The following is a 20321-nucleotide window of genomic DNA, read 5'->3' as shown; positions in this document are numbered from 1 at the left end:
GCTTATCCCTTCACCGCGCCGGAGGTCAGTCCCGCCACGATCCGTCGTTGGAAGATTAGAACAAAGACGATGATCGGCACGGTGATCACCATGGCACCCGCCGCGATCGATCCGGTCGGCTCCTCGAATTGCGAACTGCCGGTGAAGTTGGCGATCGCGACCGGCGCGGTGACCGAGGCCTTGGTGGCCGTCAGCGACAACGCCAACAGCAGGTCGTTCCACGCGAAGATGAAGACCAGAATCGCGGCGGTGACGATGCCCGGCGCCGCCAGCGGCGCAATCACCTTGCGGAACGCCTGACCGGGAGTGGCGCCGTCCATCTTGGCGGCCTTCTCCAGGTCCCACGGAATCTCGGAGAAGAACGCCGAGAGGGTGTAGATCGCCAGCGGCAGCGCGAACGTGATGTAGGGAATGATCAAACCCAACCAGGTGTCGAACAGCCCGGTGGCCCGCTCGATGTTGAAAATCGGTGTCACCAGAGATATCTGGGGGAACATCGCGATCAGCAGGGCCGCCCCGACCAGCAGCCGCTTCCCGGGGAAGTCCAGGCGCGCCACCGCATAGGCGGCCATTGCGCCGATCACCACCGCGATCACCGTGGTGATCAGGCCGATGCCCACCGAGTTGATCAGCGCCGAGCCGAACACATCACCGGCGAAGATGCCGCGATAGTTGTCCAGGGTCACCGACGAAGGAATCAACTTGCCGTCCTTGACCGTTGACGTCGGTTTGAGCGACAACGAGAAGATCCACAGCACCGGGACCAGCGCGTAGAGCACCACTACCAGGTCAATGATCAGCCACGCGGTGCGGCGGCGAAGCTCGGTCATTTCTGGCTCGACCCCGGCGCCGCGGCACCGAACACCTTGACGAACACCCACGCGATCAGTGCCACGCAGATGAAGATCAACACCGAGATCGCCGACCCCAAGCCCACGTTGAATCCCTTGAACAGGTTGTCGTAGCCCAGGATCGACACCGAGCCGGTGCGGTTGGAGCCGCCCGTTAGCACGTAGATGTTGTCGAAGATCCGAAAAGCGTCCAGCGTGCGAAACAGCAACGCCACCAGGATCGCCGGTTTCATGATCGGCAGAATGATGGTGACCAGCCGCCGCCAGGCGCCGGCGCCGTCCATCTGGGCCGCCTTGAGCAGTTCCTCGGGCACCAGCGCCAGCCCGGCCAATAGCAGCAGCGCCATGAACGGCGTCGTCTTCCACACCTCGGCCAGCACCACGATCCCCAACGACGGCAGCTGGTGGGTCAGCGGCGCACTACCGGTGGGCAGCAGATTGGCCAGGTAACCGGTCCCCGGAGTCCAGGCGTAATACCAGCTGTAGGCGGCCGCGACCGTGACGATGCCGTACGGCACCAGCACCGCAGTGCGCACCATCCCCTTGGCGAACAAGCTGCGGTGCATCACCAGTGCCAGTGCCAGGCCGAAGACGAATTCGAAGGCCACCGAGACCACGGTGATACCCAGCGTCACCGCGAACGCGGTCCACCAATACGAGTCGGTCAGGGTGGTCTGATAGTTGGCCAGGCCGACGAAGGCGGTGTCCCCGGGAGTGGCCAGGTTGTAGCGCAACAGGCTCAGCCAGATCGCGTAACCGATCGGGTAGGCCGTCACGGCCAGCATCAGGATCACCGCCGGCGCAACGAGCGCCACCGCGAGCCGGCGCTGTGAACGGACGTCATCGGCGCGGGTCACGGGATGAGTCCCTTACCGTCGATGGCCTTGCGCACCTGCACGGTGAGTTCATCGGCGGTGCGCTCCGGGTCGATGGCGCTGATGGGCGCCAGCGTCGCCGATATCCGGGTGGACACCGCCTGATAGACCGGCGTCACCGGGCGCACCGCGGCGTCGGTGAGTTGCTGACGGATCACGTTGTGCTGCGGGTATTTCTGTTGGAACTGCGGGTCGGCGTACACCGAGGCGCGCACCGCGGGCAGCCCCCCTTCGATCGCGACATACTTCTGGTTCGCCGCATTTCGCAGACAGCGCACCGCGTCGAACGCCTCGGCACGATGCCGGGTGGTCCTGGCCACCGCCAGGTTCAATCCACCGAGTGTCACCCTGGCCGGATGTCCCGGCAGCACCGCCGGATACGGCGCATACCCGAGCACGTTGCGGCTGGCCTCATAGGCAATGCGGTACTGCTCGTCGCTCGGCGCGAAAGCGCCGATGCCGTTGATGCTGCCGGCCAGGTCCGAACGCCCTTGCAGCGGAAGGAACCCCACCCCGCCCTTGACGGCGTTCTCCAGCATGGACGGCAGCACGAAGGGCCAATTGACCTCCAGCGCCGCCTTGCCCTGCTCGAACGCGAGTCGGGCGGTGCCCTCATCGGTCTGGGTGATCGACGGGTCGGCGCCCGGAGCGGTCGCCACCGCCTTCATGACTTGCAGCGCCGCAACGGTGGCGGCCCGGTGCTCAGCGGTATCGGTGAGGGTGACGGTCTTGCCGTCGTCGCCTAGGACCCGCCCCCCGGCGCTTTCCAGCAGGGTGTTGAACCACACCACCAAGCCCTCGTACTGCTTGGCCTGCACCGCGATCCAGCTGGGCTGGCCCGCGGCGTGCAGGCGGGCCGCCTCGGCGACCATACCTTCCCAGGTGGGCGGCGCCGACTTCATCAGATCCGGCCGGTACCAAAGTAATTGGGTGTTGGTCACCAGCGGTGCGGCGTAGAGACGATCGTGCCAGCGGGCGGTCGCGAGCGGGCCCGGCAGCGTGTCGTCGGCGGCGTCGGCCTCGGCCTTGCCGGCCGGGTCCTCAGCCAGCGGCAACGCCCAGCCGGCCTCGGCGAACTCGGCGGTCCACACCACATCCAGGCCCATCACGTCCAAGGTGCGGTCATTGCCGGTCAGCCGGCGCGCCAGCTGTAGGCGCTGATCGTCCGCGGCGCGCGGCAGGCTGAACTGCTGCACCCGGTACCGGCCGCCGGCCTGTTCGGTGCAGCGCGCCGCGATCACCCGGAACGTCGCGGTGTCATTGGCCGGGGTGTAGACGCTGATCACCGGAATACCGGCGCCCGGCCCGGACGAACCGCAGGCCGATCCGGCCGACGCAACGGTCAGTGCGGTCAGCGCAGCCGCGCCCAGCCGCCGTACGCGACCGCGCCGACTCGCCACGCCACCCGCCTCCCGTTGCCGTTTCGTGCCACGACGGTAAGGCCGCCCGAGGGCGCTACGCAACAACGCGCAGTCAGAGCGTCAGCTTCGCCAACAGATCCCGGCCCTGCTCGGCGCTCTGCGGATCGCACAGCACGTCATAGCGGCCCGCAACCAGCTGCATGGTCGAGCTGAAATCCCTTGTACCGCGGGCCATCGCGTACGGGACCGATGAGGTGATCAAACCGAAGAACACCCCGGCGATCAGGCCGGTCACCAGCGCCTGGGTCGGGTTTTCACTGAAGATGCCCAGCACCAGGCCGATGAACAGGCCCAGCCAGGCACCGGTCAGCACGCCGCCGCCCAGCACTTTGGGCCAGGTGAGCCGGCCGGTGACCCGCTCGACCTGCATCAGGTCGACACCGACGATCGTCACCTGGTGCACCGGGAACTGTTGGTCGGACAGGTAGTCCACCGCGCGCTGGGCCTCGGCGTAGGTGGGGTACGCCCCGATCGGCCAGCCTTTCGGCGGGGTCGGCAGCCGGCCCACATCACGGCGCCCCGGCGCACTTGCCGCACCGAGAGGATCGGGAGTCTGTCCGGGCTGAAAGGGGCTGGTCATGGGATTTCTCTCTCCTCGCTCCGGGAAGCGGCTGTCGGACGACAAGCCGGCCGCGGTGCATCGGCTAGGTTGAACAGCATGACAGCTCCCGGCGGGGATTCTGGCGAGAATCCGCGAGGCAATGCCGACCAGCCCTGGGCCGACCCGGGTGCACCCGCGCCCGACCAGGGCGGCTGGCCTTACCCGTCGGGGTTCGAGGGCTACCCGCCGGCACCCGGCTATCCGCCGCCCGGCTTCCCCCCGCCGCCTCCGGCCGGTTATCCGCCGCCCCAACCGCCGGGCAATTACCTGCCGCCCGGCGGCTACCTGCCACCCACACCTCCCGCCCCGGGCGAATACCCGGGACTCGGCGCCCCTCCCGGATATCCACCGCCGGGTTACGGCAATCCCCCGGGCTACCCCCCGTCGGGCTACGGCGCGCCGTATCCGGGCAGCTACTTCAATCCGGGCCAGGCGCAGAAGACCAACGTCCTGGCGGTCAGCTCCCTGATCGTGTCGCTGCTCGGCCTGGTGTTCTGGCCATTGGGGGTGGCCGGTGTCATCCTCGGCGGCGTGGCATTGAGCCAGATCAAGTCGACCGGTGAGGCCGGTCACGGCATGGCGGTGGCCGGAACCGCGATAGGCGGTGTCGCCGTGACGCTCTCGTTCATCCTCGCGATGATCGCCCTGAACTAGGCCCCCACCCCGCTAGCCCGATGGCGGCGTGAACGGCGGTGCCTCACGGCGCATTCCGGCCGCCCGGCCCTTGCCCGCCACCACCAACGCCATCTTGCGGCTGGCCTCATCCAGCATCTCGTCACCGAGCATCACCGCACCGCGAGCACCGCCGGCGTGCGAGGTGTGCCACGCGTAGGCCTCCAGGATCAGCTCGGCGTGGTCGTACTCGGACTGACGGGGGCTGAAGATCTCGTTGCCCGCCGCGATCTGGTCGGGGTGCAGCACCCATTTGCCGTCGTACCCGAGTGCGGCCGAACGGCCGGCCACCCGCCGGAAGGCCTCGACGTCACGCACTTTCAGATACGGCCCGTCGACGGCGGCGATCCCGTGGGCGCGCGCCGCGACCAGGATCGTCATCAGAACGTGGTGGTAGGCGTCGCCCTCGGTGTATCCCTCGGGCTGCTCGCCGACCTCCAGGGTGCGGGTGTTGAGGCTGGCCATCAGGTCGGCCGGTCCGAGCACCAAGGCCTGCACTCGCGGCGCTGCGGCGATCGCGTTGATGTTCATCAAGCCGCGGGCGTCTTCGATCTGGGCGTCGACACCGATCTGCCCGACCGGCAGCCCGTGGATGGTCTCCAGCTGGGTGAGCAGCAGATCGAGGGCCTGGACATGCGAGGCGTCCGACACCTTCGGCAGCACGATCACGTCGAGTCGGCTGCCAGCGGCACCAACCGCCGAGAGCACCTCGATCAGGTCGGCATGCGTCCACGGGGTGGTCCAGTCGTTGACCCGCACCCCGAGCAGCGGCGCCGCCCAGTCCGGCGCGGTCAACGCTTGGGCGACCAGGGTCCGGGCCTGCTCTTTTGCCGCTGGAGCGACGGCGTCCTCCAGGTCGAGGAAGACCTCATCTGCGGATAGGCCCTTGGCCTTGTCGATCATCTTCTGGCTGCTGCCAGGTACCGACAGGCAAGTACGGCGGGGGCGATACACGTTGGTCACCTAAATACTCCTACCCTTTCAACCATGGCGTCGAGCAACAGGGTTTACGCAGCGCGGCTTGCGCGGATGCTGGTGCTAGGCCCGTTCGGCGAATCCGTGGGCCGGGTCCGCGATGTGGTGGTCAGTCTCAGCATCGTGCGCCAGCAGCCGCGTGTCCTGGGACTGGTCGTGGAGCTGCCCACCCGCAGACGCATCTTCGTGCCGATTCTGCGGGTCGCGTCGATCGAACCCAACGCGGTCACCCTCAACACCGGAACGGTGTCCCTGCGCAAGTTCAACCAGCGGCCCGGTGAGGCGCTGGTGCTCGGCCAGGTCCTGGACACCAAGGTCCGGGTCACCGACCCGGAGCTGCCGGAACTGGCCGGCGTCGATGTGGCGATCACCGACCTGGCCATCGAACAGAGCCGCACCCGCGACTGGCTGGTGACACGGATCGCGGTGCGGCACTCGCGGCGGTTGGGCCGGCGCGCCTCCGTACACATCGTGGACTGGCACAACGTGCAGGGCCTGACCCCGTCGGCACTGGCGATGCCCGGGCAGGGTGTGGCGCAGCTGCTGCAGCAGTTCGAGGGCTGGCGGCCGATCGAGGTTGCCGACGCCATCCGCGAGCTGCCGCCCAAGCGGCGCTACGAGGTGATCAACGCGCTGGACAACGCACGGCTGGCCGACATCCTGCAGGAGCTGCCCGAGGAACGTCAGGCCGTCGTGCTGGGCCAGTTGGGCGCCGATCGGGCCGCCGACGTCCTGGAGGAGATGGACCCCGATGACGCCGCGGACCTGTTGGGCGTGATGAACCCGACCGAAGCCGAAGCCCTGCTGGCGCGGATGGACCCCGACGACTCCGATCCGGTGCGCCGACTGCTGGAGCACTCCCCCGACACCGCGGGCGGGTTGATGACCACCAACCCGGTGGTGCTGACCGCCGACACGTCGGTCGCCGAGGCCCTGGCCCGGGTGCGCGACCCCGACCTCACCCCGGCGCTGTCGTCGCTGGTTTTCGTGACCCGAGCCCCGACCGCCACCCCGACCGGGCGCTACCTGGGCTGCGTCGCGCTGCAACGGCTGCTGCGGGTGCCACCGGCCGAACTCATCGGCGGGTTCGTCGACTCCGACCTGCCGGCGCTGAACCCGGAGGTGTCGTTGGCGGAGCTGACCCGCTACTTCGCCGCCTACAACCTGGTCTGCGGGCCCGTGCTCGACGAGCAGAATCACCTGCTGGGCGCGGTGACGGTGGACGACGTGCTGGACCACCTGCTGCCGGATGATTGGCGCGAAACACCCGAACCGGACCTGGGGCCGAAACTCGCCGGGAGGCCGTCGTGACCGACCGCTCCACATCACAGCGGCTCTCCACACCCCGCACCTCACGGCTGCCCAGCCTGAATATGGATCCCGACGCACTGGGCCGGTTCACCGAATCGGTGGCGCGGTTCTTCGGCACCGGGCGCTACCTGGCCATTCAGACCGTGCTGGTGGTGGGTTGGATCCTGCTGAACGTGTACGCGGTCAGCCTGAAGTGGGACCCCTATCCGTTCATCCTGCTCAACCTGGCCTTTTCCACCCAGGCCGCCTACGCCGCTCCGCTGATCCTGCTGGCCCAGAACCGGCAGGAGAACCGTGACCGGGTCAGCCTGGACGAGGACCGCCGCCGTGCCGCGCAGACCAAAGCCGACACCGAGTATCTGGCCCGGGAACTGGCGTCCCTGCGGCTGGCGGTCGGTGAGGTCGCCACTCGCGACTACCTGCACCACGAACTCGAGCGGGTCCGCGAACTGCTGGAGACCTTGCGTCCAGAGCCCGACCCCGCCGCCCCGGAGTCCGGGCAGCGACCGTCCTGACCGGTGACGCGGACCAGATAACGGTCATCAGCAGGACCGTCGTTGGGTATGGTGACCTAGTTCACGAAGCCCGAGCGGTTTCTCCACAGCGGAATTAGGGACGGTCGAGTGCCAACTGGGGGCGGCGCAGCGGAACGCGTGTCCCGCGCTGCCCGGGTGCGGCGGGCGGCCCGTTCGGCCCTGCGACCCGCCTTCGGCCTGGCGTTCATCACCCCGCTGGTGTTTGCCGGCGCCGTGGGCGCCACGCCCCGCTCGCCCTCGACCTCGTTGCCGCTGCGCAACGCCGCGATCACCCCGCTGGCGGCTTCGGTGCACACGTCCGGCCGTTCATCGGGCCCCTCCGTCGTCGCGGTACCCCGCTCGCAGCCGAATCTGCACGTGGCCGCGGGTGCCCCGTCGGCGCCGCCGGCCGCCGTCGTCTATGCGCCGGGCACCTTGGGGATCCCCAAGACGGCGCTGGCGGCCTACCAGAACGCCGAGCAGCAAATGGCGGTCGCCGCGCCCGAATGTGGGATCAGCTGGAACCTGCTCGCCGGGATCGGACGCATCGAATCCGGGCACGCCAACGGCGGGGCCACCGACGCCCGCGGCAACGTGCTGCAGCCGATCTACGGCCCGGCGCTGGACGGCACACTGCCCGGAAACGAAGTCATCGTGGCCAGCAGTGCCCCCGGCCGGGTGGTCTACGCCCGCGCCCTGGGCCCGATGCAGTTCCTCCCCGGAACCTGGTCGCGGTATGCCGCGGACGGCGACGGCGACGGCCGAGCGGATCCGCAGAACGTCTACGACGCGACGCTGGCGGCGGCGCGCTATCTGTGCAGCGGCGGGATGAACCTGCGCGAACAGTCGCACGTCCTGACCGCGATCCTGCGCTACAACAACTCGATGGCCTACGCGGAGAACGTGATGGGCTGGGCGGCGGCCTACGCCACCGGGGTTGCTCCCGTCGACCTGCCGCCGATCGTCGGCCCGGCACCGCCGATCGCGGACCTGCACCTCGAGCACCTGGAACACCCGGAAGGGCTCGGGCCGGAATCACTGAGCATGCACGGGATGTCCCAGGCCAATCACCCCGCCGAATCGTCGCTGATCGACCTGGGCCAGCCGAGCTTGGAGACCCAGCTGGCGAATCTGCCCTGGCTGCCGCCGTGGATGACCTCGCCCGAGCAGCAGCAACAACAGCAGCTGCCGCGTCCCTCGGCGGCCTGCCGAATGATCTGTCTGGAACCCCAAGCCGTGCCGGGCCCGACGGCACCGCCCAACGGCGTCCCCCCGGCCCCCTTCGGCTCCCCCGAGGCACCACAGGCCCCGCCTGCGCCGATGCCGCCCTACGCGGTAGCGCCAGCGCCGCCAGGGTCCCCGGACGTGCCGGCCGTCCCACCGCCGCCCGCGGCCTCCGCCGGGGCGCCGCAGGACGGGCCGCAGGCCGTCCCGCCGGCTTGATCGATCTCACAGGCAGAGGCCCTGCCGTACTGCCTTAGACTCGATTCCGATGTCCGAGAATCAGGATGACACTGCAGCCCTGCACGACGCGATCTATGCAGCGTTGGGCACCGTGCTGGACCCCGATATTCGGCGTCCGATCACCGATCTGGGCATGGTCAAAAGCATCGAGATCGCGGACGACCGCGGCGTGCACGTCACGATCTACCTGACGATCGCCGGCTGTCCGATGAAAGCCGAGATCACCAACATGGTGACCACGGCCATCAACGACGTGCCCGGCACCGGGCCCGTCAAGGTCAGCCTGGACGTCTTCAGCGACGAGCAGCGCGCCGAGCTTCGCAAACAGCTGCGCGGCGACGCCAAGGAGCCGGTCATCCCGTTCGCCCAGCCGGGCTCGCTGACCAAGGTGTACGCGATCGCCTCAGGCAAGGGCGGGGTCGGCAAATCCAGTGTGACGGTCAACCTCGCGGTCGCGCTGGCCGAACGCGGTATGTCCGTCGGGGTGCTCGACGCCGACATCTACGGCCACTCGGTGCCGCGGATGATGGGTGTCACCGCCCTGCCCACCCAGGTCGACTCGATGATCATGCCGCCGATCGGATACGGCGTGAAGGTGATCTCGATCGCGATGTTCACCCAGGGCAACACGCCGGTGGTGTGGCGTGGCCCGATGCTGCACCGGGCTTTGCAGCAGTTCCTCGCCGACGTCTACTGGGGCGACCTGGATGTGCTGTTGCTGGACTTGCCGCCAGGCACCGGCGACATCGCGATCTCGGTGGCCCAGCTGGTTCCGTCGGCCGAGATCCTGGTGGTGACCACCCCGCAGCAGGCGGCCGCGGAGGTGGCCGAACGCGCCGGGGCGATCGCCCTGCAGACCCGCCAGCAGGTCGTCGGGGTGGTGGAGAACATGGCCGGGCTGGCCATGCCCGACGGCTCCACCATGCACCTGTTCGGCGAGGGCGGCGGCGAGCGGGTCGCCGAGCGGCTGACCCGGGCGATGGGCCGTGACGTGCCGCTGCTCGGCCAGGTGCCGATCGACAGCGAGATGGTGACCGGCGGCGACTCCGGATCCCCGGTGGTGCTCTCGCCGGACTCGGCGGCGGGCAAGGAACTGCGCAAGATCGCCGATCAGCTGGCCACCCGCCGACGCGGACTGGTCGGGATGTCGCTGGGCTTGGACACCGGCGCCCGGCGCTGACCCTCACGGCCGCGCCCCGGCAGCGCGGACCCTAGGTCGCGTCGGTGTCGAAGGGAGCCGGTGCACCCGGCTCGGGCACCACGGCCGGTGCCGGCGGCATCGGGCGCGGCTCAGCGGCCAGCGAACCGACCGCGGTGAACAGTGAATCGTCCCCATCGAGCAGATGCCGGGTCAGCGCGGCGCGCGGTGTCATGCCGCGCAACTTCTGCAATTCGCTCAGCGGCGCCCGCAGGTCCTCGAACTCCGGACCGATCTCGTCGCGCAGCTGGTCGGTCGCGTTGGTGACGTAGTCACGGGCCTGGCGCAGCGCACCGGCGGTCCACCGGATGGCTCCGGGTAACCGCTCCGGGCCCAGGATCACCAGCCCGAGCACCACCAGGACCAGCATCTCGCCCCAGCCGACATTCGCGAACATCGAAGCGAACTTCTAACCGTCGGCGGAGGGGGTCACCGTCAGCGTCACATGCCGCCCGTCACGGACCACCTCGACGGGCGCTTCCTTGCCGATGGTCAGATTGCGGACCGCCACGACGAATTCGTTGGCGTCGGCAACGCTGCGGTCACCGATCTTGACCACCACGTCGTTCTCGAGCATGCCGCCCTTCTCCGCGGGGCTGCCCACCTTGACGTTGGCGATCTGCGCACCCGACGCGATGGCGTTGCTGACCGAGCGGGCGCTGACCCCCAGCGTGGGGTGCACGATCTTGCCGTCCTTGATCAGCGCCTCGGCGACGGTCTTCATCTCGTTGACCGGAATGGCGAACCCCAGCCCGCTGGCGCTGTCGGACAACGACTTTCCGGCAGTGTTGATCCCGACCAGCTGCGCATCCATGTCGATCAGCGCACCACCGGAGTTGCCGTGGTTGATCGAGGCATCGGTCTGCACCGCGTCGATGACGGTGTCGGTGTCGGAGTCGTCACCGGAGAGCGGCACCGGCCGGTGTACAGCGCTGATGATGCCGTGGGTCACGGTGCTGCGCAGTCCCAGCGGCGCGCCCGCCGCGATGACCTCGTCACCGACCCGGATCTTGTCTGAGTCGCCGAGACGGGCCACCGACAGGTTGTCGACGTTGTCGACCTTGAGCACGGCCAAGTCGGTCTTCGGGTCGCGCCCGACCAGGTTGGCCAGCACCTCTTTGCCGTCGTTGAACACCACCGTGGTCTTGAACTTGCTGGGGTTGTTGGCGGCTTCGGAGATGACGTGGTTGTTGGTGACGATGTAGCCCTTGCCGTCGATGACAACACCCGAACCCTGCATGCCCTGGTCGTCGCTGACCGACTCGATGGTCACCACCGAATTGGCGATGGCCTCGGCGACCTTGGCGAACCGCCCAGCCGGCTCCTCGGCGTTGCCCTTGGTCGACAATGTCACCTTCGACGTCGTGAACGCCTCGACCACCTGCGCGGTGGTACGTCCGACCCAGCCGCCGACCATGCCGATCGCCAGCGCGATCGCGGCCAGCGTGGCCAGCGCGCGGTAAGAGATCCGGTCGCCGAACAGCACGTCGCGCACACCCAGGCGGCCACCCAATTCGCCGGCCGCCCGCGGCTTGGGCGGGACGACGGCTGGTGCACCGAGGGCGGCACCGGCGGCGGGGTCACGCCACGGGTCGCCGGTGTCTTCCAGCCCCTCCGGTTTGCCGTTGCGGCCCAGCGCGCCGGCATCGGCAGGATGACGCTGCAACGAGGGACCGGTGCCGTAGGGCCGGCTGAAGGCCTCCTTGAGCACCGGGTCCGGCGGCAGATCGCGCGGGGTGAACTCACCCTGCTCGCGGTACTTCTTGGGCCGTACATCGGCGGGAGTGAACGAACCAGGCACCCCGTCGGGCCGACCGAAGGCCTTTTGGGACGCATTGTCCACAGGGGGCCGGTAGACGGGGCGCGGAGCCAAGCGGTTACCGCCGGCGTTCTCGTTGTTGGAGCTCACCTATTCCTCTTCCGGGTCCAGCCCTGGGTCGCTTCCGGGCTCCGCGAGCACAGCATCACCGGGCGCTAACGCCGCTGGAGATCCACCTTACCGACGTTTACGACGTTCTTGAGGTTTGCCGTCGTCGAACCGGGCGGACATCGGCCTGGTCGGCTCGTCGGGCGAACAATCGGCCGGGGACTCGGGGATCTGGGCCAACAGGCCGAGCAGCGCCGAAGGGATCCGGATCGGATGCGAATCGCGCAGGGCCGAGCGTGCCCGACCCTGGTATTCCACTTCGGCCGCGCAATCGGGACACAGCGACAGGTGGTGGGCCGCGCGCAGGTGGGCGTTCATCCGCAGCTCACCGTCGACGTAGGCGGTGATCGCCTCGCTGCAGAGGTGTTCGGTGGACCCGAACTGCCGCGGGGCACCGACCGGCGCATCACTCTGCGAGGCGAACTGAGCGGGCAGCCAGGAGAACGCGCGACGGAAGACACCTCCGCGGTCCGTCACACCGGACTCCTCTCCTGTCGCATACCCACATCAGTACTCAATCGGGCGGAATAAAGGCCCAATAAGAATGTAGCGCGATACCGCTCACGGACGTGGAAACCCAGGGCCGAGCCGAGCTCAGCCGGCCGCGACACCGCCGAAGGCCGAACCGTCACGCTGGCTGGCCCGGGCGGCGAGATAGTCGCGCAGAGCCTGACGGCCCCGGTGAATGCGGCTGCGCACGGTGCCCAGCTTCACGCCGAGGGTCGCCCCGACCTCCTCGTAGGACAGGCCTTCGATGTCGCACAGGACGACCGCGGCCCGAAACTCCGGCGCCAGCGAGTCCAGCGCCGCCTGCAGGTCGGGATCCAGCCGCGCGTCGTGGTAGATCTGCTCGGGGTCGGGCTCGTCGGCAGGTACCCGGTCGTAGTCCTCCGGCAGCGCCTCCATACGGACGCGGCCCCGCTTGCGCACCATGTCCAGGAACAGGTTGGTGGTGATGCGGTGCAACCAGCCCTCGAAGGTTCCGGGCTGGTAGTTGTGCACCGAACGGAACACCCGGATGAAGGTCTCCTGGGTGAGATCCTCTGCGTCGTGCTGGTTTCCGGACAGCCGGTATGCCAGCCGGTAGACCCGGTCGGCGTGCTGGCGCACCAATTCGTCCCAGGACGGCATCGCCGCGACGTCTCCGGTGGCGTCGAATACCGCGGTGCCCTGCGCCTCCTCTGACGGTTCGACCCAGTCGGTGTCGGAGTACCGGTCCGAGTGGGTGGTCGGGTGCGACATGGCGACCGGGGGCAGCAATGTGGTTATGGCGACGTCCTCCAGCTCGAGGCCGCCGTCAGGCGACGGCAGCGCACTATCGCGGTCAACGCGCAACGGGCCCCTCGTATTCCGAGCGTCTCGAGGCCGGTTCATACCTCGTTCCATGCCGATACCGTTGCCTATCGCTGTATGTCCGCTCTGTGCTGTCACTGAACGCGGACTGTGAACCTGTGTTCGAATCGCCCGCGCAGTGCGGTTATACGTCCAGGTAACAGTTCGGACACGGGCCGTGCCCCGGGCGTGTCGGGCGGGCGCGCCGGTTCGCGGCCCCGAAGCGCCTTGTCCTACGCTGCGGACATGGCCAGCACTGACGACACTCCGGGGGAGCCGCCGCGCAGTCGAGCCGATGCGCTGTTGACGCACGCCGAGGACTCCATGACCGAGGACGCGGTGCTGGCGGCGGCCCGCGACCGGGCCGGAGAGATCGGCGTCGGCTCGATCAGCGCCGCGGTCGGCGCATTGTTGAGCCTGCTGACCAAGCTCAGCGGCGGCAAGGCAGTGGTCGAGGTGGGCACCGGGGCCGGCGTCAGTGGGCTCTGGCTGCTGTCGGGCATGGGCGAAGACGGTGTGCTGACCACGATCGACATCGAGCCCGAGCACCAGCGCACAGCCAAGCAGGCGTTCGGTGACGCCGGCATCGGGCCCGGCCGAACCCGGTTCATCAGCGGCCGCGCCCAAGAGGTCCTGACCCGTCTCGCCGATGCGTCCTACGACCTGGTGTTCGTCGACGCCGAACCGATCGACCAGCCCGGCTACGTACTGGAGGCCGTGCGGTTGCTGCGGCCCGGCGGCGTCGTCGTGGTGCACCGGGCCGCGTTGGGCGGCCGGGCCGGAGACCCGGCGGCCAATGACGCCGAAGTGCTTGCGGTACGCGAAGCCGCCCGGCTGATCGCCGTGGACGAGCGGCTGACCCCGGCGCTGATTCCGCTGGGCGACGGGCTGCTGGCCGCCGTCCGCGACTGACCAAGACGCCTCACCCCCACTCGCCCCCCATGGCGCGAGCGTGCGTGTTTGTACGCGACACGCCGCGTTGAGGCGTACAAACACGCACCCTCGCGGCCGGGTGGCACGCACCCTCGCGGCTGGGTGCGGCAAATGCTTGACACTGCACTGAACGCGTGTTTAGCGTATTGAACATGCGTTCAGCGGACCTGACGGCGGCGGCGAAAATCCGCGATGCGGCCATCGACCAGTTCGGACGGCACGGCTTCGGCGTGAGCGTCCGGGCCATCGCCGAGGCCGCCGGAGTCAGCGCCGCCCTGGTCATCCACCACTTCGGCTCCAAAGAAGGGTTGCGCAGGGCCTGCGACGAGTTCGTCGCCGAAGAGATCCGCAGCGGCAAATCCGAGGCGATGCGCTCGGCCGACCCAGGAACCTGGTTCGCCGCGATGGCCGAGATCGAGTCCTATGCGTCGATGATGGCCTACCTGGTCCGCAGCATGCAGTCCGGCGGCGAGCTGGCAGACACGTTGTGGCGCAGGATGATCGACAACGCCGAGGGCTACCTCGACGAGGGCGTCCGCGCCGGCACCCTCAAACCCAGCCGCGACCCGAAAGCCCGGGCCCGCTTCCTGGCCATGAACAACGGCGGCGGATTCCTGCTGTATCTGCAGATGCACGAGAACCCGACCGATCTGCGGGCCGTGCTACGTGATTACGCCCGCGACATGGTGCTACCCGCACTCGAGTTGTACACCGAGGGCCTGATGACCGACCGCACCATGTACGACGCTTTCCTGGCGACCGAACAAGGGGGAACCGATGCGACCTGACAACCATTGGCCGGCAATCGAAATCCGCGGACTGGAGAAGAACTTCGGCCAAGTCAAAGCGCTCGACGGACTGGATCTGACCGTCTACGGCGGTGAGGTGCATGGCTTTCTCGGCCCCAACGGCGCCGGCAAATCCACCACGATCCGCGTCCTGCTGGGCCTGGTGAAGGCCGACGGCGGAACCGTCCGGCTGCTCGGCGGTGATCCCTGGACCGACGCGGTCGAGCTGCACCGCGAGATCGCCTACGTGCCCGGCGATGTCACTTTGTGGCCGGCACTGACCGGCGGCGAGATCATCGACCTGTTGGCGCGGATGCGCGGCGGTATCGACGAGCGCCGCCGCGACGAGTTGATCGAACGCTTCGACCTGGACCCGAGCAAAAAGGCCCGCACCTATTCCAAGGGCAACCGCCAGAAGGTCTCGCTGATCTCCGCCTTCTCCTCACACGCCCGCCTGCTCGTACTCGACGAGCCCAGCAGCGGACTGGACCCCTTGATGGAGAACGTATTCCAGCAGTGCGTCGCCGAGGCGAGCCGTCGCGGCGCCACTGTCCTGCTGTCCAGCCACATCCTGGCCGAGACCGAGACGCTGTGCCAGCGGGTGACGATCATCCGGGCCGGGCGCGTCGTCGAAAGTGGTTCGCTGGAATCCCTGCGACACCTGCGCCGCACCTCGATTCAGGCCGATCTGATGCGCGATCCCGGTGATCTGACCCGCATTCCGGGCGTCGCGGACGTGCGCTACTCCGGCACCGTGCTGTATGCCCAGGTCGACAGCGCCAGCCTCGCAGAGCTCGTCGCGGTGCTCGGCGCGGCCGGCGTGCGCAGCCTCACCAGCCGGCCGCCGACGCTCGAAGAGCTGTTCTTGCGTCACTACGACACGGTCCGGGCATGACCACCGCGAGCACCGCCGTCGCGCAGCCTGCGGCACCGCACTACCGCCGGGGCGGATCGAATCTGGTTGGCACACTGGGGTTGCTGCGCCTGTGCCTGCGCCGCGACCGCATCGTGCTGCCACTGTGGGTGCTGCTGTTGTCGCTGCCGCTGGCCACCGTCTACATCGCCAGCATCCAGGCCATCTATCCCACCGCCGCCGACCGCGCCGGCCTGGCCGCGACCATCATGGCCAGCCCGGCGCAACGCGCGATGTACGGCCAGGTCTACAACGACTCCCTGGGTGCGGTGGGTATCTGGAAGGCCGGGATATTCCATCTGCTCATCGCGGTGGCGGTGATTCTGACCGTCATCCGCCACACCCGCGCCGACGAGGAGACCGGCCGCACCGAGTTGATCGACTCGACCGCGGTGGGCCGCTACGCCGGGCTGACCGCCGCGCTGCTGTTGGCCGCGGGGGCGTCGGTGGCCACCGGGGTGATCGGGACGGTTGGGCTGCTGACCACCGACGTGCCGGCGTCCGGATCGTGTGCGTTCGGGGCCGCGCTGGCCTGTTCCGGGCTGGTGTTCACGGCCGTGGCCGCGGTCGCCGCTCAGTTGTCGCCCGGCGCCCGGTTCGCCCGCGGCGCCGCGTTCGGCGTGCTGGCCGGCGCGTTCACGCTGCGCGCCGTGGGCGATGCGGGATCGGGCGGGTTGTCGTGGCTGTCGCCGCTGGGCTGGTCGCTGCAGGTCCGGCCGTACGCCGGTGACCGCTGGTGGGTGTTGCTGCTGCACCTGGCGACGACCGCTGCGCTCATCTGGCTGGCGTATCAACTCGCGGCCCGTCGCGATGTCGGCGCCGGGCTGCTGGCCGATCGCCCCGGCCCGCGGCGAGCGGCGCCGACCCTGGGCGGTGCGTTCGGACTGGCGTGGCGGCTCGACCGCGGGGCCCTGCTGCTGGGGACGACGGGCCTACTGCTCTACGGATTGCTGGTCGGCAGCGTGGTGCACGGCATCGGCGACGAGGTGGGCAGCGACCGCGCCCGCGACATCGTCATCCGGCTCGGCGGAACCGCGGCACTGGAGCACGCATTCGTCGCGGTGGCCTTCAGCATGCTGGGCATGGTGGCCGCCGCTTTCGCGGTGTCGCTGGTGCTGCGGCTGCACCAGGAGGAAACCGCCACGCGCGGCGAGACGCTGCTCGCCGGAGCGCTGTCGCGAGACCGTTGGTTGGCCAGCCATCTGGTCGCCGCACTGGCCGGGTCGACGTTTGCGATGCTGGCCGCCGGGCTGGTGGCCGGAATCGTCTACGGAACCGCCGCCGGCGACATCGGCGGACAGTTGCCTGCGGTGGTGGGCAGCGCCGCCGTGCAACTGCCGGCGGCCTGGCTCCCCGCGGCCGTGGCGGTGGCCCTGTTCGGGCTCGTTCCGAGGGTCGCGCCGGCGGCGTGGGCGGTGCTGACCGGCTTCGTCGCGCTGTATCTGCTCGGCCCCATCTCCGGCCTGCCGCAGTGGGTCATCGACTTCGAACCCTTCGGCCACATCCCGCTGGTCGGAAACGGCACGTTCAGTGCTGTGCCGCTGATCGTGCTGTTGGCGATCGACACCGCACTGATCGCGCTGGGCGCCTGGGCATTCCGCCGCAGAGATCTCACGACGTAAGGAGGCTGGCATGAAAACCATGGGCAAAGGATTACTTTCGGCAACCTTGGGTCTGATCGCCTTCGGGCTGTTGCTGTTCGTACCCGCCGGAACGCTGCACTACTGGCAGGCCTGGGTGTTCCTCGCGGTTTTCGCCCTGTCCACCTGGATTCCCAGCCTGTATCTGATCCGCACCAATCCGGCCGCCCTGGAGCGCCGGATGCGCTTCGGGCCGGCCGCCGAGAAGCGGACCCTGCAGCGGGTCGTCATCGCTGTCATCTTCGTCTGCTTCCCGGCCATGTTCGTCGTCAGCGTGATCGATCACCGGCTGGGGTGGTCCGCGGTGCCGACGCCGGTCTGTCTGTTGGGCGATGCCCTGGTGGCGATCGGGCTGGTAGTCGCGATGGTGGTGGTCATCCAGAACGGCTATGCGGCCGCCAACGTCACGGTCGAGGCAGACCAGACGTTGGTCTCGACGGGCCTGTACGGGGTGGTCCGGCATCCGATGTACACCGGCAACGTCCTGTTGATGGTCGGCGTCCCGCTCGCGCTCGGCTCCTATTGGGGGTTGGTCTTCCTGGTACCCGGGCTGATCGTGCTGGTGGTGCGCATCTTCGACGAGGAGCAGCTGCTGACCCACGAGCTCCGGGGATATCGCGAGTACACCACGCGGGTGCGTTACCGCCTGCTGCCCTACGTGTGGTGACAACGGAAGGAGACGCCGATGAATGTCAAGGCAATCGGTCAAGGCGTGGGCTACGGGCTGATCGCCGCGGTCGTCTACGGTCTGCTCTTGTTCTGGCCGGCAGGCACTTTCGACTACTGGCAGGCCTGGGTGTTCCTGGCGGTCTACGCCGTCATCAGCATCGCGTGCTGCATCTACTGGGGTCTCACCAATCCAGCGGTGTTGCAGCGGCGGCTGCGTGGCGGACCTAAGGCCGAAACCCGGCTGGCGCAGAAGCTGGCCAGCACGGCCCTGATCGCAGCGTTCGGCTCGGTGTTCGTGATCAGCGCACTGGATCACCGGTTCGGCTGGTCGGCGCCGCCGACAGCCGTGTCGGTGCTGGGCCAGGTCGTGGTGGTGCTCGGGCTGTGCCTGGGCATCCTGGCCGTCGTGCAGAACGGCTACGCCGCAGCCAACATCACCGTCGAGGACAACCAGCCGGTGATTGCGACCGGCATGTACGGCCTGGTCCGGCACCCGATGTACTTCTCCCTGCTGGTCACCATGGTCGGTCTCGCGTTGGCGCTCGGCTCGTACTGGGGACTGGCCGGCACGTTGATCAGCCTGCCCATCCTGGTGGTGCGGATCCTCGATGAGGAGCAGTTGCTGAACCAGGAGCTCAGTGGGTATCGCGAATACACCCGGCGCGTCCGTTACCGTTTGCTGCCCTACCTCTGGTGATCGGCCCGGTGGGATACCGCCGTCGACCCCCCGTGGCTTACAGTTCCCTAAGTAGAAACTGTTAATTCCTACTTGGGGAGATAGCCAGAGCCATGCGTGCACTCAAGCGGGGCAGCACCCGCAGCCTCGCCTCCTCCCCCTCCCAGATGGCCGCTGCCGCAGCAGGCGCCCTGGTCGTCGGCCTCACCCCGATGCTGGCCGCCGCCCCCGCGCAGGCGGATTGGGACTGGCTGCTCGACGCCGCGGCACCGGTGGAGGTCGCCGGCAGTGCGGCAGGCGGGCTCGACCTGGGCAGCCTGATGGCGCTGGTGCAGTCCTTCACCGACCAACTCGATCCGGCCACCGACAAGCTGTTCTCCAACGTCATCGACGCGGTGCTGGCCTGGCCCGGCCCGAGCCAATCCCTGGACACCGCCGAGTTGGTGAACCAATACATCTACGCACCCCTGCACGCCGGATTGCAGCAGTGGATTGCCAGCCCGTTCGGCGAGCTGAGCCTCGGCCTGATCAACGCGCCGTTTGCCACCCTGTTCGGTCGCGATCTGATCGGCGACGGTATCGACGGGTTCGACGGCGTCAACACCAGCCTGCTCGGTCAGTGGGGCTGGTTCGGCAACGCCGGTGACGGCGGGTTCCTGTTCGGCGACGGCGGAGCAGGCATCGCGGGTATCGACGGCGTCGGCGGTGCCGGCGGCGACGCGGGCTTCTTCGGCAACGGCGGCGCCGGCGGTCTGGGCGGTGTCGGCTCCGACGGCGGCGACGGCGGAGCCGGCGGCTGGTTCATGGGTCTGGGCGGTACCGGCGGCGCCGGCGGGGCGGGCGCGGGCGGCGGCACCGGGGGCGTGGGACTCGGCATGCTGCTCGGCACCGGAGGTACCGGCGGCGCCGGGGGCACCGGCGTGGGAGCAGACATCGGCGGTGACGGCGGAGTGGGCGGCGCAGGGGCCTGGTGGCTGGGCCGTGGCGGTGACGGCGGCGCCGGCGGTGCGGGCGGCGACGACGAGAACGGCGGCGCCGGGGGCGACGGCGGCGCGGGCGGGCTGGTGTTCGGCCGCGGCGGCGACGGTGGCCTCGGCGGCGAGGGCGGCGCGGGTGGCCTGGGCGGTGCCGGCGGCTTCCTGGGTGCCGCGGGCATCAGCGCGGCGCCGTACGTCGCGAACACCCAGTGGGTGACCTACGACGGCGGAACCAGCCTGCGCGTCTATCCGACCGAGACCGGTCGAACGGAGGCCGGCGAGCCCGGCACCCTGCGCCAGGGCGAGCAGGCCTGGGATGAGGTCCTCAAGCGCAACCCGGAGGCCAACAACGCCGGGATGCGGGCACAGTTCCTGTGCCACTGGCAGTTCGCCGAGTTCATCCAACCCGGCAAGACCAGTTGGAACCTCGAGCCGTGGCGCCCGGACGTGAGCACGCTGAACCTGCTCGCCAACGGCTGCAACCCCGGCGGCGCCGAAGAGCCGTTCTAGCTGTACTGCCCAGGCAGGTTGGTTGAGAAAGTGTGACGACACGCTGTAAGAGTCGTTGATGGGTGAAGGTCTC

The 20321-nt window shown here is 68.8% G+C and carries 21 protein-coding genes; 12 read left to right on the top strand and 9 right to left on the bottom strand.

Features of this window, described 5'->3' with window-relative positions:
* Positions 1 to 2: 2 nt before the first annotated feature.
* The 4 genes from ACJH5R_RS22200 to ACJH5R_RS22185 form a co-directional block, all read right to left on the bottom strand.
* The gene (locus ACJH5R_RS22200; protein ID WP_406758836.1) at positions 3 to 830 is read right to left on the bottom strand and encodes a carbohydrate ABC transporter permease; all 828 of its coding nucleotides are present in this window, start codon (positions 828 to 830) and stop codon (positions 3 to 5) included.
* On the bottom strand, positions 827 to 1708 hold the full coding sequence (locus tag ACJH5R_RS22195; protein ID WP_406782955.1) for a carbohydrate ABC transporter permease: 882 nt from the start codon (positions 1706 to 1708) through the stop codon (positions 827 to 829). The genes ACJH5R_RS22200 and ACJH5R_RS22195 overlap by 4 nt, the downstream gene beginning before the upstream one ends.
* Positions 1705 to 3126: an extracellular solute-binding protein gene (locus ACJH5R_RS22190; RefSeq protein WP_406782954.1), complete on the bottom strand. Its 1422-nt coding sequence runs from the start codon at positions 3124 to 3126 to the stop codon at positions 1705 to 1707. The genes ACJH5R_RS22195 and ACJH5R_RS22190 overlap by 4 nt, the downstream gene beginning before the upstream one ends.
* A 73-nt stretch (positions 3127 to 3199) precedes the next feature.
* Positions 3200 to 3727 carry a general stress protein gene (locus tag ACJH5R_RS22185; RefSeq protein ID WP_406758833.1) on the bottom strand — a complete coding sequence of 176 codons (528 nt, stop codon included), beginning with the start codon at positions 3725 to 3727 and terminating at the stop codon, positions 3200 to 3202.
* Between the two features lie 78 nt (positions 3728 to 3805).
* Here ACJH5R_RS22185 and ACJH5R_RS22180 point away from each other — a divergent pair, with 78 nt between their 5' ends.
* On the top strand, positions 3806 to 4402 hold the full coding sequence (locus ACJH5R_RS22180; protein ID WP_406782953.1) for a DUF4190 domain-containing protein: 597 nt from the start codon (positions 3806 to 3808) through the stop codon (positions 4400 to 4402).
* Positions 4403 to 4414: 12 nt separating this feature from the next.
* Here ACJH5R_RS22180 and ACJH5R_RS22175 read toward each other — a convergent pair whose 3' ends face one another.
* Positions 4415 to 5383, bottom strand: a complete 969-nt coding sequence (locus ACJH5R_RS22175) for an HpcH/HpaI aldolase/citrate lyase family protein (protein ID WP_406782952.1) — start codon at positions 5381 to 5383, stop codon at positions 4415 to 4417.
* A gap of 24 nt (positions 5384 to 5407) precedes the next feature.
* Between ACJH5R_RS22175 and ACJH5R_RS22170 the strand changes: the two genes are divergently transcribed.
* From ACJH5R_RS22170 to ACJH5R_RS22155, 4 genes are all read left to right on the top strand, one after another.
* Positions 5408 to 6706 carry a magnesium transporter MgtE N-terminal domain-containing protein gene (locus tag ACJH5R_RS22170; RefSeq protein ID WP_406758830.1) on the top strand — a complete coding sequence of 433 codons (1299 nt, stop codon included), beginning with the start codon at positions 5408 to 5410 and terminating at the stop codon, positions 6704 to 6706.
* On the top strand, positions 6703 to 7221 hold the full coding sequence (locus ACJH5R_RS22165) for a DUF1003 domain-containing protein (protein ID WP_406782951.1): 519 nt from the start codon (positions 6703 to 6705) through the stop codon (positions 7219 to 7221). The genes ACJH5R_RS22170 and ACJH5R_RS22165 overlap by 4 nt, the downstream gene beginning before the upstream one ends.
* 108 nt (positions 7222 to 7329) lie before the next feature.
* Entirely contained in the window at positions 7330 to 8664 is a 1335-nt protein-coding gene (locus ACJH5R_RS22160; protein ID WP_406782950.1) for a lytic transglycosylase domain-containing protein, read from the top strand.
* 49 nt (positions 8665 to 8713) lie between these two features.
* Positions 8714 to 9865, top strand: coding sequence for an Mrp/NBP35 family ATP-binding protein (locus ACJH5R_RS22155; RefSeq protein WP_406782949.1), 1152 nt, complete (start codon positions 8714 to 8716; stop codon positions 9863 to 9865).
* 31 nt (positions 9866 to 9896) lie between these two features.
* On the opposite strand, the gene tatB is transcribed toward ACJH5R_RS22155, so the two are convergent.
* The 4 genes from tatB to sigE form a co-directional block, all read right to left on the bottom strand.
* Entirely contained in the window at positions 9897 to 10280 is a 384-nt protein-coding gene (gene tatB / locus ACJH5R_RS22150) for a Sec-independent protein translocase protein TatB (RefSeq protein ID WP_406782948.1), read from the bottom strand.
* Positions 10281 to 10292: 12 nt separating this feature from the next.
* Entirely contained in the window at positions 10293 to 11792 is a 1500-nt protein-coding gene (locus tag ACJH5R_RS22145; protein WP_406782947.1) for a S1C family serine protease, read from the bottom strand.
* An 87-nt stretch (positions 11793 to 11879) separates the two neighbouring features.
* On the bottom strand, positions 11880 to 12287 hold the full coding sequence (gene rseA / locus ACJH5R_RS22140) for an anti-sigma E factor RseA (protein ID WP_406758824.1): 408 nt from the start codon (positions 12285 to 12287) through the stop codon (positions 11880 to 11882).
* A gap of 117 nt (positions 12288 to 12404) precedes the next feature.
* On the bottom strand, positions 12405 to 13196 hold the full coding sequence (gene sigE / locus ACJH5R_RS22135; protein ID WP_406782946.1) for an RNA polymerase sigma factor SigE: 792 nt from the start codon (positions 13194 to 13196) through the stop codon (positions 12405 to 12407).
* 192 nt (positions 13197 to 13388) lie between these two features.
* Between sigE and ACJH5R_RS22130 the strand changes: the two genes are divergently transcribed.
* The 7 genes from ACJH5R_RS22130 (at position 13389) to ACJH5R_RS22100 (ending at position 20248) form a co-directional block, all read left to right on the top strand.
* Positions 13389 to 14054, top strand: coding sequence for an O-methyltransferase (locus tag ACJH5R_RS22130; RefSeq protein ID WP_406758822.1), 666 nt, complete (start codon positions 13389 to 13391; stop codon positions 14052 to 14054).
* Positions 14055 to 14227: 173 nt separating this feature from the next.
* Complete coding sequence (locus tag ACJH5R_RS22125; protein ID WP_406758821.1) at positions 14228 to 14863, top strand: TetR family transcriptional regulator; 636 nt, start codon at positions 14228 to 14230, stop codon at positions 14861 to 14863.
* Positions 14853 to 15758 carry an ATP-binding cassette domain-containing protein gene (locus ACJH5R_RS22120; protein WP_406758820.1) on the top strand — a complete coding sequence of 302 codons (906 nt, stop codon included), beginning with the start codon at positions 14853 to 14855 and terminating at the stop codon, positions 15756 to 15758. The genes ACJH5R_RS22125 and ACJH5R_RS22120 overlap by 11 nt, the downstream gene beginning before the upstream one ends.
* Complete coding sequence (locus ACJH5R_RS22115) at positions 15755 to 17398, top strand: ABC transporter permease (RefSeq protein ID WP_406782945.1); 1644 nt, start codon at positions 15755 to 15757, stop codon at positions 17396 to 17398. Before ACJH5R_RS22120 ends, ACJH5R_RS22115 begins: the two co-directional genes overlap by 4 nt.
* A gap of 10 nt (positions 17399 to 17408) precedes the next feature.
* Positions 17409 to 18083: a methyltransferase family protein gene (locus tag ACJH5R_RS22110; protein ID WP_406782944.1), complete on the top strand. Its 675-nt coding sequence runs from the start codon at positions 17409 to 17411 to the stop codon at positions 18081 to 18083.
* An 18-nt stretch (positions 18084 to 18101) separates the two neighbouring features.
* Entirely contained in the window at positions 18102 to 18782 is a 681-nt protein-coding gene (locus ACJH5R_RS22105) for a methyltransferase family protein (protein ID WP_406758817.1), read from the top strand.
* A gap of 92 nt (positions 18783 to 18874) precedes the next feature.
* Complete coding sequence (locus ACJH5R_RS22100) at positions 18875 to 20248, top strand: DUF2599 domain-containing protein (RefSeq protein ID WP_406782943.1); 1374 nt, start codon at positions 18875 to 18877, stop codon at positions 20246 to 20248.
* The last annotated feature ends 73 nt before the right edge of the window (positions 20249 to 20321 follow it).

Origin of the sequence: Mycobacterium sp. SMC-19, from assembly GCF_045310815.1 — a bacterium.
Lineage (GTDB): Bacteria > Actinomycetota > Actinomycetes > Mycobacteriales > Mycobacteriaceae > Mycobacterium.
This window is presented reverse-complemented; position numbering and strand designations above follow the sequence as displayed.